Source organism: Promicromonospora panici, from assembly GCF_900608595.1.
Classification (GTDB): Bacteria; Actinomycetota; Actinomycetes; order Actinomycetales; family Cellulomonadaceae; genus Promicromonospora; species Promicromonospora panici.
Window position 1 is genome coordinate 390,660 of record NZ_UWYY01000001.1, and the last position, 11,168, is coordinate 401,827.

Genomic DNA, 11,168 nt, shown 5'->3' on the forward strand with positions numbered 1-11,168 from the left:
GGACCGGATGGCTCACCAGGCGGGGCCTGCTCACCGGGCGCACGATGGGCATATGGCCGACAACGAGCAGAGCATCACGCCGATGACCGAGGACGAGTGCTGGGAGTTCCTCTCGATGCAGCCCATCGGGCGGCTCGGCACTGCCGTCGCGGGAGAGCCCGAGATCTTCCCGCTGAACTTCGCCACGGCGGACCGGACCATCTACTTCCACACCATCCCCGGCACCAAGGTCGCGGAGGTCGCGATCAACGAGAAGGTCGCCTTCGAGGTCGATCAGTGGGGTCCGGAGATCGCGTACAGCGTCGTCGTGAAGGGCACCGCGGAGATCCTGGAGACCGACGCCGACATCGCCGCGGCCGAGTCGACCAACCTGATCAGCTACCTGGACGACACGAGGGACACCTGGGTGCGGATCACGGCCACCCAGGTGACAGGCCGGCGTCTGCGGCGCTGAGTACCGACTTGTCAGACGTACAGGCCACCCGAGTGACTTGTGTGCCTGACAAAGTCGGTCGACCGGTCGATGTGGGTGGTCGCGGTTAGGGTTGCCGCGTGAACGCACCGGGCTACTTCATCTCCTTCGAGGGCGGCGAGGGCGTCGGCAAGTCGACGCAGTCACGCCTCCTCGGCGACTGGCTGGCCGACCTGACCGGCCGCGAGGTCGTGCTCACGTTCGAGCCGGGTGGTACCGCGCTCGGCAAGGAGCTGCGGGCCGCGGTCATGCACGGCCAGGACATGGGCCCGCGGGCCGAGGCGCTGATCTACGCGGCCGACCGCGCCCACCACGTCGAGACCGTGGTGCGGCCGGCGCTGGGACGCGGCGCCGTCGTGATCACCGACCGCTACATCGACTCCTCCGTCGCCTACCAGGCGGGCGGCCGCGATCTGCCCGACCACGAGGTGGAGCACCTCTCCCTGTGGGCCACCAAGGGCCTGCGGCCGGACATCACGATCCTGCTCGACCTCGAGCCAGGGGCGGCCGCCACGCGCCGTGCCGCCGCCGAGGGCAAGGGTGCGCTGGACCGTCTGGAACGCGCGGGTCTCGAGTTCCACACCCGCGTCCGGGACACGTTCCTCCAGCGCGCGGCGGCGGACCCGGAGCACTGGGTGATCATCGACGCCAGCGCGCCGATCGATGACATCCAGGGACAGATCCGGGTGGACCTCTCGGCCCGGCTGGGTCTCACGCCCGTCGTCGCCGAGGCCAGCAGCCTCCCCACGCCCGGCGAGCCCGCCGCGCCTGCCGCGCCCGCCGCGCCCGGCGACACCGGCGACGAGGAGGCCTCATGACGGTGTGGGACGACGTCGTCGGCCAGGAGTCCGCCGTCGCCGCGCTCCAAGGGGCCGTGGCGAACCCGGCCGCGATGACGCACGCGTGGCTGGTGACCGGGCCGCCGGGATCGGGCCGGTCCGTCGCCGCGCGGGCGTTCGCGGCGGCGCTGCAGTGCCCGCAGGGCGGCTGCGGCGTGTGCCATGCGTGCACCACCACCATGGCGGGTACCCACCCGGACGTGACGCTGCTGGCCACCGAGAAGGTGGTCATCGCGATCGACGAGGTGCGCGACCTGATCATGACGGCGTCCCGGTCGCCCTCCGGCGGGCGATGGCGCGTGATCATCATCGAGGACGCCGACCGCATGGCCGAGCGCACCACCAACGTGCTGCTCAAGACCATCGAGGAACCGCCGCCGCACACGGTGTGGGTGCTGTGCGCGCCGTCGGTCCAGGACGTGCTGCCGACCATCCGGTCGCGCTGCCGCGCCGTGGTCCTGCGCGTCCCGCCGCCGCAGGCGGTCGCGGACCTGCTGGTGCGGCGCGACGGTGCGGACCCCGCGGTGGCGCTGAGCGCGGCCCGCGCGGCCCAGAGCCACGTCGGCCTCGCGAAGCGCCTGGCGCGCGACGCCGGGGCGCGCGAGCGGCGCACCGCCGTGCTGAGCATCGCCCGGCGCATCCGCGGCGTCGGCGACGCGGTGCTCGCCGCGGGCGAGCTCGTGGACGTGGCCAAGGCGGAGGCGGTGTCGGCCACGCAGGAACGGGACGCGGCCGAGAAGGCCGAGCTGCTGCGTGCCCTCGGTGTGGCCGACGGCGAGACGCTGCCGCCCCGCCTGCGCTCGCAGCTCAAGCAGCTGGAGGACGACCAGAAGCGGCGCGCCACCCGGCACCAGCGCGACGTGCTCGACCGCGCGATGGTGGACCTGCTCTCGCTGTACCGGGACGTGCTCGTGGTGCAGCTCGGCGCGGAGGTCGACCTGGTGAACGCGGAGCTAGCCGAGACGGTGCGCTCCCTCGCCGCCGACTCGACCCCCGAGCAGACGGTGCGCCGGATGGACTCGATAGGGGTCGCCCGGACGCGCCTGGACGGCAACGTCGCGCCGCTGCTGGCGCTGGAGGCGATGGCGATAGCCTTGCGTCCGCAAGGGTGAGCGCCGTCCGCTCTGGTCCCGCACCTGTGAAGATTTGGCGCGGGTGAAGATGAACCACCGAGGCACATTGTCCCGATTGCCGTCCCTGGTTAGAGTGCGGGACGCCCCCAGAGCTTTTCCGTGCGACAAGGAGTCCACCGCCCGATGAGGATCCTCCTGCTGGTCTCAGCCTTCAACGGTCTCACCCAGCGGGTCTGGTGTTCCCTGCGGGAACAGGGGCATGACGTCGGTGTCGAGCTGGCCCCGACCTTCGAGTCGGGCGTCGCCATGACGCGCGCCGTCGAGCGTGCCGACCCTGACCTGATCCTGTGCCCGTTCCTCAAGCACCGCGTGCCGGACACGATCTACGACCGCTGGCCGACAGTCATCGTGCACCCGGGACCGGTCGGAGACCGTGGCCCCTCGTCGCTCGACCACGCGATCCGCGACGGCAGGGAACGGTGGGGTGTCACCGCGCTGTCCGCCGTCGAGGAGCTGGACGCCGGCCCCGTGTGGGCGACGGCGGTCTTCGACATGCCCGACCAGCCGATCGCCAAGAGCGCGCTCTACAACAGCCGCGTCGCGGACGCGGCGATGGCCTGCATCGGCGAGGTGGTGCGCAAGGTCGCCGACGGCGAACGGCCCATCCCGGCGGAGGCCTGCCTGCGGATCGTGCCCGTCGACGGTGAGCTGCCGCTGCTGCGCCGCGAGGACTTCCGCATCGACTGGAGCCGCCCCGCCACCGAGCTGGAACGCCTCGTCGCCGCGGCCGACGGCGCCCCCGGCGCCCCCGCCGGCGTGAACGGGAGGTCGGTCTGCGTGTTCGACGCCGTCGCGTCGCCCGAGCACACCGGAGCCGCGCCCGGCACCGTGGTGGGCCGCAACCTCGACGCCGTGGCGATCGCCTGCGGCGTCGGCACGCTCTGGGTCGGCTACGCCGCCGAGCTGAGCGGCCGCCGGGGTGCCAAGCTCCCGGCCGCGCAGGTGATCGACGCGAGCAACGCCCCGTTCCGGCGCGTCCCCGACGCCCTGGCCGAGACGACGTACGTGCGCGACGGCGCCGTCGGCTACCTCACGATCCGCTCGTACAGCGGGGCCATGTACACCGAGCAGTGCCGCCGCCTGACCAGCGCAGTGGAGAAGGCCCTCACGGAGGACACGCGGGTGCTGGTCATCAAGGGCACCGAGCACGCGTTCTCCAACGGGATCCACCTGGGCACCGTCGACGCGTCGCCGGACCCGGCCGCCGAGGCCTGGGACAACATCTGCGCCATCGACGAGCTGTGCCTCGCCATCGCCACCGCCGAGCAGCTCACCGTCGCCGCGTTCACCGCGAACGCCGGCGCGGGCGGCGTCATGGCCGGCCTCTGCGCGGACGTCACGCTCGCCCGCGAGGGCGTCGTCCTCAATCCGTACTACGACATGGGGATCTACGGCTCCGAGCTGCACTCGTGGAGCGTCCCGGCGCGCGTCGGGGACCACCGCGCGTCGCTGCTCCTGAACCGCAAGCTGCCGATCTCGGTGGCCGAGGCGGCCCGCATCGGTCTGATCAGCGCCGTCGGGCCGCGGGAGTGGGGCGAGTTCAACACCTGGCTTTCCTCCGCCGCCCAAGGCTATGAGGAGCCCGCCACGCTCGGCTGGATGCTCGCCGCCCGTGCGGAGCGCCGGGCGACGGACCGGCCGCTGTCGTACTACCAGACCATCGAGCTGGCGGAGATGGCGCGGGACTTCTTCGACGACCGCAACGCCTTCTCCGTGCACCGCCGCGCCTTCCTGCGCAAGACCGCCGCGGACGCCACCCCGGAGAAGCTGCGCTTCTCCTCGGCGCGCGTGTGAGTCCTACGCGTCGGGGGTGAAGTGCAAGATCCACACCGCCCGCCACATGACACGGGTGGAGGGGCCGCAGTCGCGGCCCCTCCACCAGGTGGATTTCAGCGGCGAGTGGAAGGATCTGGGCATGAAGATCAGGCGGATGGACCGGTCCGGCGTCACGACGCGGGCTATGGCACGTGCGGGTATGACGGCCCTGGGCCTCGGCATGACGGCGGCGCTCGCGCTATCGGGATGCGCGCAGTCCGACGTCGGAGGGTCTGAGGCGGGCACGTCGACCACGACCACCTCCCCGACCCCGGAGGACAGCGACACGCCGAGCCCCAGCCCTTCGGACGGCACGGGTGACGACGCCGGCGAGGGCGACGTGCCGGTGGAGGCCGCCGACATGGAGATCGCGGCGGGCAACTCCGGGCGCGGCCTGCCGCCCGGACTGGAGGGGAACACCGACTCGACGGTCGGCGTCGCCTGGGCCCCCGTGGAGGGTCTGCTGTACGTCGTGACCAACGGTTCGAGCTCGTGCCCCACCTACGCGGAGCCCAAGGCGACCATGGGCGGGGGCAGCAAGGACGCGAAGGTCGCCGCCGCGGACGGCGTGCTCTCGGTGCGCCTGACGCCGCCGAGCGAGGGCATCTGCACCATGGACTTCGTGCCGACCACCACAGTCGTCGAGGTGCCGGCGGAGTCGGACACCGGCGACGAGATACCGGTCATGCTGGGCGACAAGGGCCAGGTCCAGCTGCTGCCCCGGACCGCTGAGGGCAGCCCTGGACCGGTCGCCTGGCTCGACTCGTGAGGGTCGCGTGTCGGTTCGCCAACGGGTAAGAAATCTTCCCGGCACAACCGGTAGGTTGTCCGGGTGATTCGCCCCGCCCGCCGTCGTCAGCCTGCGGCCGTCGTCGCCACCCTGCTCACCACCGTCCTCCTCCTCGCCGCCTGCGGTGCACCTCCCAAGGTGCAGACGGCGCTGGAGGACGTGGGCAAGTCGGACGGCTCGGCGACGGAGGGCGCCCCGGAGGGCTTCGAGGACTACTACGGCCAGTCGCTGGAGTGGACCGAGTGCGGCGAGGGCTTCCAGTGCGCCACGGCGTCGGCGCCGCTCTCCTGGCAGGACGCCGGGGCGGGCAGCATCGAGGTAGCGCTCAAGCGAATCCCCGCCTCGGGGCAGAAGGTGGGCTCGCTGCTGGTCAACCCGGGCGGGCCGGGCGGGTCGGGCGTCGACTTCGTGAGCGATCCGGCGCGGTTCGGGCAGTCGCTGCGCTCCTCGTTCGACATCGTGGGCTTCGACCCCCGCGGTGTCGGGCAGTCGACGCCGGTCGAGTGCTACGACGACGCGGGCAAGGACGAGTTCCTCAGCACGGACTACCCCTACACGCCGGAGGGCCTGGCCGACCGGCAGGACGCCGTCCGGGCCTGGGGCCAGGCCTGCGCCGAGAACACGGGCCCGTTGCTCGGGAAGGTGGACACGCAGTCGGCCGCGCGCGACATGGACATGCTCCGCGCCGCGCTGGGCGACGACGAGCTCAACTACCTCGGCTTCTCCTACGGCACCCAGCTCGGCGCCACCTACGCCGGCCTGTTCCCGGACCGCGCCGGGCGCCTCGTGCTCGACGGCGCCCTCGACCCCACGCTGAGTTCGGACGAGGTGGCGCTGCAGCAGGCAGAGGGCTTCGAGAGCGCGCTGCGCGCCTACGTGACGGACTGCCAGGCGAGCAGCGAATGCCCACTCACCGGCGACGTCACCAGCGGCCTGCAGCAGATCCAGGCGATCGTCGAGGACGCGGAACCCAACCCCATCCCGACGTCGTCCGATCGCTCGGTGACCAAGAAGCTCGCGTTCTACGGCGTGGCCGTGACGATGTACGACGAGGCGTCCTGGTCGTTCCTCACGCAGGCCCTGCAGGAGGTCCTCTGGGAGGGCACCGGCGACGACCTGCTCTACCTGGCGGACGTCTACAACGACCGGAGCGAGGACGGCACGTTCAAGTCCAACAGCGAGGAAGCCTTCCGCGCGATCAACTGCGCCGACGCCCGCGCCGAGGAGGACATGGGCAAGATGCAGCAGCTCGCGGCCCAGATCCGGGAGGCAGCGCCCACGCTCGGCGAGTCGTTCGGGTACTCCGGCATCGAGTGCACGGACTGGCCCTACCCGCCGGCGAAGCAGGAGTTCGACCCGACCGCGAAGGGCGCGCCGCCGATCCTCGTCGTCGGCACCACCAACGACCCCGCCACCCCGTACCGCTGGGCCGAGTCGCTCGCTAAGACGCTCTCATCGGGCCTCCTCGTCACGTACGAGGGCGAGGGGCACACGGCGTACGGGCGGTCGAACACCTGCATCGCGGAGGCAGTGGAGGACTACCTCGTGGAGGGCACCGTGCCGCAGGACGGCCTCACCTGCTGAGCCGTCGTCGACCCCGATTCGCGGGGTCGAGCACGTCACACGGTTTCGCTTTGAAACCTGGGCCTTCCATTGGGTACAGTGAGGGCCGCTCACCGATCCGGTTCTGCCGGCTCGCGGTGTGCACGCCGCCTTAGCTCAGTCGGTAGAGCGATTCACTCGTAATGAATAGGTCATCGGTTCGATTCCGATAGGCGGCTCAGTGGGCGTAAGCCCAGGTCAGACCCCTGAAGTCATCCGGCTTCGGGGGTTTTGTCATTCCCCTCGACATCGGCAGATGCCCCCGTGGTGCCCCCGATCTTCCCTGCGGCGCTCCACAGGTTGTCGTCGATCAGGTGCCCGTACAGGTCGCCCAGCGCGTCATGGGGCACGCGGTAGGTCGTGGGGTTGGATTCTCGGCGCCGTCGCTCGTCGCCTTGGGTCAACTTGCCGCCGGCCGGGTCACGCGACAAACGCCTCCGGCGCAAGGCGGCCCCACAGCACGAAGCCGATCAGGACGAGGTAGCCCAGGTCCGCCACCATCAGCTTGTACTCGTGCCGACTGATGCGGGTGACCACCGCACCGACCATGATCATGGCCAGACCTAGGGCGGCCAGGGGCACCAGCTCCGGCGCGATGCCGAGCGCGGCGGGCAGGATCAGGCCGAGGCCGCCGAGCACCTCGAGCACCCCGATGGCCTTGATGCTGCCGGGCTTGAAGTCCTCGACCCATCCCGCGGCGGTTCCGGTCGCCGCGATCTTCTCCTTGCTCATGATCAGCTTGAGGCTGCCGCCGACCACGTAGGCGAGGGCCAGCAGCCCCGCAACTATCCACAGCGCGATATTCATCCGGTTCTCCTCGACGGTCGGTCACTGTCTGCACCGCCGACGATGGAGACGGCCGGTGTGTGACAGCGCGGCCGCACGGGCCACCGGCGCGGGCTATCCCTCTGGTGCCGGGACAGGTTCCTCGGCCGCGCGGCTCACGGCCTCCCACTCCTTCCAGGTCCGACGCCGTTCGTCGGTGACGTCGAACGCGATGTCGTAGGCCGTGCCGCCCAGGAGGAGCCGCCGCGGCGGACGAGGGCTGGCGACCAGCTCGAGGATCGCCTTGGCGGCCCGCTTTGGGTCGCTGTCAACGCTGTTCTCCGCGAACTGCGCTGCCAGCCGGTCGCGCAGAGGGTCGTAATCCGGGACCGGCGTAGCGGTGTCCATGGCGGTGTAGAGGTTGGTCCAGTACCCACCCGGCTGGACGATGGTCACGTGGACGCCGAAGTCGGCGAGCTCGTAGGCGACCGCCTCGCTCAGGCCCTCGAGCGCGAACTTGCTCGCGCTGTACAGGCCGGTGCCGGCGAACCCCGCCAGGCCGCCGATGCTGGAGATCTGGATGAGGTGGCCCGACCCCTGCCGGCGTAGCACCGGAGCGACAGCCTGGGTCACCCAAACGGCGCCGAAGAAGTTGGTCTCCAGCTGGGCGCGGACCTGCGCCTCGGTGAACTCCTCGACGAACCCGTACGACATGGTCCCGGCGTTGTTGATGACGATGTCGAGCCGCCCGAAGGCGTCGACGGCCTGTTCGACGGCGGCCCGCACGGACGCGGGGTCGCGCACGTCGGCGACGATCTGGAGCAGGCCGTCCCGGGTGTCGTCGTCCCGCACGGTGCGGGAGACGGCGGCGACCCGGTCGCCGGCCGCGAGGGCGGCCTCGGTGAACGCACGGCCGAGTCCGCGGCTGGCTCCGGTGATGAGCCACGTCCGGGGCTGTGCACTGCTGGTTCGTTCGGTAATGGGAACTCCCTGGTCGTTTTTACCGAGACGCTCCGTCTCGACAAGGGAACGATCGCACGCGGCCTCGTAACTTGTCAATACGGACCGTCTCGTCTCGATCGAGTATCGTGCCCACATGCCGACCGCACAGCAGCCCTCCACGGGGCGGCGCCGCAACCCCGCGACCCGCGCGGCGATCCTCGCAACGGCCTTCGACGTCGTCGCCGAGCTCGGGTATGCGCGCCTGACCATCGAGAAGGTGGCCGCGCGGGCCGGCGTCGGGAAACAGACGATCTACCGGTGGTGGCCGAACAAGGGAACCCTGGTGCTGGACGCCGTCCTCGAACGCTCGGTGGGGGCGGACGAATCCGCCGAGCTGCCCGATACCGGCGACCTCGAGGCGGACCTGGCTCACGTGCTGGTCGCCACGGTCGAGGAGTTCGCCGACCCCGCGTTCGACCGCGCCCTGCGCGGCCTCACCGCCGCGATCATCGAGGACCCGGAGCTCAGCGAGGCCTATCGCGAGCGGCTGGACGAGCCCATGCGCGAGCTCAAGAAGCGGCGGCTCCGCCGGGCGCAGGAGGCCGGCCAGCTCGACCCCGACGTCGACCTGGACCTGGCGGTCGATCTGATCTTCGCGCCGGTCACCCGCCGCTGGACGGAGCGGTCCGGCGACCTGACGCCCGACGGCGCGCGGGCGATCGTCCGGCACGCGCTGCGCGGGCTGTCCGGTGCAGCGCCCAGCCCACCGCGGCCCCGACGGCGTAGAACGGCAGGTCCGGCGCATTGAACGTGGTGCCGAGCACCAGCCGGGCGAGCGTGCTGTGCGCGCCGAGCGCGGCGGGGACACCCGTGAGCTGGAAGAGTTCGACCACCACGCTCACCCCGAGCGCCACCAGTGCGGCCACCCACCCGCGCGTGCGCGGCGCCACCACGAGCACGAGCCAGAAGATCAGCAGGGCGTAGAGCGCGTCACCCGCGTACTTCGCCACGTCATCCGAGAGCACCGACCGCACGGACAGGCCTGCGGCCACGGTCACTACCGCCGCGAGAGCAGGCACCACCCGATGCCGGAGCGCGGCCCCGGCCCGTCGTCCGCGCCCCTGGGCGACGAGGGCCGCACCACCCGTCCCGGTCGGCGTGGACTGCATGCGTCGAAGGTACCCTCTGTGCCATGGCATGGACCCGCCCCCGACGGCGCAAACCCGTCACCTACCTGCTCGGAGAGCCGGTCGAGGAGTACCCCGCGACGGCCCCCGAGGTGACTCGCGGCCGCGTGCTGCGTATCACCGAGATCGGTGAGCCGGTGCTGCACAGCCCGGCCCGGACCGTCGAGAAGTTCTCCACGCCGGAGCTGGCCCGGCTGGTCGACGACCTGTTCGCCACCATGGAGTCGGCGCAGGGCGTGGGGCTCGCGGCGCCCCAGGTGGGTGTTGACCTGCGGGTGTTCGTGTACGACCTCACCGACTCCTCCGGTGACCGGCACGTGGGCCACGTGGTGAACCCGGAGCTCGAGATGGACCTCGACGCCGATCCCGAGACCGAGGAGGAGGGCTGCCTCTCGATCGTCGGGGCGTACGAGCCGCTCGAGCGCCCGGGCCGGGCGACCGTGCGGGGCGTCGACCAGCACGGCGGGCCGGTGCAGCTGTCGGGCACGGGGTACCTGGCGAGGTGCTTCATCCACGAGTCGCAGCACCTCGACGGCATCCTCTACTGGGACCACCTGAGCGCCGAGCTCCAGGCCGACGCGCTGGAGCAGCGTGACGAGGAGCGCGAGCACATCATCGCGGAACGCCGCGAGATCGCCATCGAGCTGGACAAGACCCCGCCGGACTACCCGGAGAAGCCGGCCGGCGGCCGCTGACCCCCTTTGGTTGTGAGCGTGACCATTGCGCCTATAACGGTCGCGTAGTCGCCACGATCGCGCTCACAACACGGCGATCCAGGACGCCACCGCTTCCGCCACCGCCTTCTCCCGCGCGACGCCGCGCATGTCGTGCGCGCCGGACAGCGTCACCGTGGTGACGGGTCCCGGGATCGCGGCGACGTGCTCCGCGAGCTCGCCAGGCGTGCCGAACGGGTCGTTGTCCCCGGACACGAACAGCGTGGGCACCTCGATCCGCCCGAAGTGCTCCACGCGGAGCTTCTCCGGACGTCCCGGCGGGTGCAGCGGGTAGCTGAGCAGCACCAGACCTGCCGCGGGCAGACCTTCCGCGACGGCCATGGAGCACATCCGCCCGCCGTACGACCGCCCGCCCAGGAGCAGCCGGTCCGTCGGCACGCCGAGCTCACCGGCCCACGCCGTGGCCGCGGCCTGCAGGTGCGCGACGGCAACCGGGGCCCGGTCCGGCACCCGGCGCCCTTCGAGGCGGTACGGAAAGTCGACGCGGCGCACGGGCAGCGGCGGTTCGAGGCCGGACAGGGTGCCCTCCACGGTGACGAGGGCCGGGCTGTCCCGGTTCGCGCCCGCGCCGGGGGTCAGCAGGAGTCCTGCGGGGGTGGTCACGAGCCCAGTCTGCCCCGGGTGCCCGGCGAGGGCGGCTCGGGTGGGTCGGGTGGCCCGGCAGATCCGGCGGGCGAGGATCAGGTGAGGCGACGCCAGAGCATGAGCACGCCGCCCGTGGTGAGCAACGTGCCGCTGCCGAGAACGGCCACCCAGCCGAGGGGCGAGATGACGTCGTCCTGCTCGGCGGCGGCCAGCTGCTTCCGGACGGTGGGCTGCTCCTGGATCTCGGACAGGAGGGCCGCCCCGGGCGACGTGTGCGACGGCGACGGGCTCGGCGTGCTCGAGG

12 protein-coding genes, 1 tRNA gene and 1 pseudogene are annotated in these 11,168 nt (G+C 71.6%); 9 read left to right on the forward strand and 5 right to left on the reverse strand.

Annotated elements, in window-relative coordinates:
- Window positions 1–52 precede the first annotated feature (52 nt).
- From EW117_RS01815 to EW117_RS01845, 7 genes are all read left to right on the forward strand, one after another.
- Window positions 53–454 carry a pyridoxamine 5'-phosphate oxidase family protein gene (locus tag EW117_RS01815; RefSeq protein ID WP_129783014.1) on the forward strand — a complete coding sequence of 134 codons (402 nt, stop codon included), beginning with the start codon at window positions 53–55 and terminating at the stop codon, window positions 452–454.
- Between the two features lie 98 nt (window positions 455–552).
- Window positions 553–1,290, forward strand: coding sequence for a dTMP kinase (gene tmk, locus EW117_RS01820; protein WP_129783016.1), 738 nt, complete (start codon window positions 553–555; stop codon window positions 1,288–1,290).
- Complete coding sequence (locus EW117_RS01825; RefSeq protein WP_129783018.1) at window positions 1,287–2,423, forward strand: DNA polymerase III subunit delta'; 1,137 nt, start codon at window positions 1,287–1,289, stop codon at window positions 2,421–2,423. Before tmk ends, EW117_RS01825 begins: the two co-directional genes overlap by 4 nt.
- A 144-nt stretch (window positions 2,424–2,567) precedes the next feature.
- A complete protein-coding gene (locus EW117_RS01830) occupies window positions 2,568–4,238 on the forward strand; it encodes an enoyl-CoA hydratase-related protein (RefSeq protein WP_129783020.1) in 1,671 nt (556 codons plus the stop codon).
- Between the two features lie 121 nt (window positions 4,239–4,359).
- Entirely contained in the window at window positions 4,360–5,028 is a 669-nt protein-coding gene (locus EW117_RS01835; protein ID WP_129783021.1) for a hypothetical protein, read from the forward strand.
- A 63-nt stretch (window positions 5,029–5,091) separates the two neighbouring features.
- The gene (locus tag EW117_RS01840) at window positions 5,092–6,633 is read left to right on the forward strand and encodes an alpha/beta hydrolase (protein ID WP_242504020.1); all 1,542 of its coding nucleotides are present in this window, start codon (window positions 5,092–5,094) and stop codon (window positions 6,631–6,633) included.
- Window positions 6,634–6,757: 124 nt separating this feature from the next.
- Window positions 6,758–6,830: transfer RNA gene (locus tag EW117_RS01845), tRNA-Thr, on the forward strand.
- Between the two features lie 241 nt (window positions 6,831–7,071).
- Here EW117_RS01845 and EW117_RS01850 read toward each other — a convergent pair.
- Together EW117_RS01850 and EW117_RS01855 are read right to left on the reverse strand one after the other, a co-directional pair.
- Window positions 7,072–7,458, reverse strand: a complete 387-nt coding sequence (locus EW117_RS01850) for a DoxX family protein (RefSeq protein WP_129783023.1) — start codon at window positions 7,456–7,458, stop codon at window positions 7,072–7,074.
- A gap of 93 nt (window positions 7,459–7,551) precedes the next feature.
- Window positions 7,552–8,475: an SDR family NAD(P)-dependent oxidoreductase gene (locus EW117_RS01855; protein ID WP_242504021.1), complete on the reverse strand. Its 924-nt coding sequence runs from the start codon at window positions 8,473–8,475 to the stop codon at window positions 7,552–7,554.
- Between the two features lie 37 nt (window positions 8,476–8,512).
- On the opposite strand from EW117_RS01855, the gene EW117_RS01860 reads away from it, so the two are divergent.
- Complete coding sequence (locus EW117_RS01860; RefSeq protein ID WP_129783027.1) at window positions 8,513–9,166, forward strand: TetR/AcrR family transcriptional regulator; 654 nt, start codon at window positions 8,513–8,515, stop codon at window positions 9,164–9,166.
- Between the two features lie 22 nt (window positions 9,167–9,188).
- On the opposite strand, the pseudogene EW117_RS01865 reads toward EW117_RS01860, so the two are convergent.
- Window positions 9,189–9,557, reverse strand: a pseudogene (locus EW117_RS01865) (ribosomal maturation YjgA family protein); the annotation flags it as partial.
- On the opposite strand from EW117_RS01865, the gene def reads away from it, so the two are divergent.
- On the forward strand, window positions 9,551–10,240 hold the full coding sequence (def, locus tag EW117_RS01870; RefSeq protein ID WP_129783029.1) for a peptide deformylase: 690 nt from the start codon (window positions 9,551–9,553) through the stop codon (window positions 10,238–10,240). The pseudogene EW117_RS01865 and the gene def sit on opposite strands and share 7 nt — an antisense overlap.
- 63 nt (window positions 10,241–10,303) lie before the next feature.
- Here def and EW117_RS01875 read toward each other — a convergent pair whose 3' ends face one another.
- Both EW117_RS01875 and EW117_RS29270 read right to left on the reverse strand, forming a co-directional pair.
- Window positions 10,304–10,882 (reverse strand): alpha/beta hydrolase family protein, encoded by a 579-nt coding sequence (locus EW117_RS01875; protein WP_129783031.1) that lies wholly within the window; start codon window positions 10,880–10,882, stop codon window positions 10,304–10,306.
- Window positions 10,883–10,959: 77 nt separating this feature from the next.
- A partial coding sequence (locus tag EW117_RS29270) for a hypothetical protein (RefSeq protein WP_165362407.1) occupies window positions 10,960–11,168 on the reverse strand: 209 nt, incomplete at its 5' end.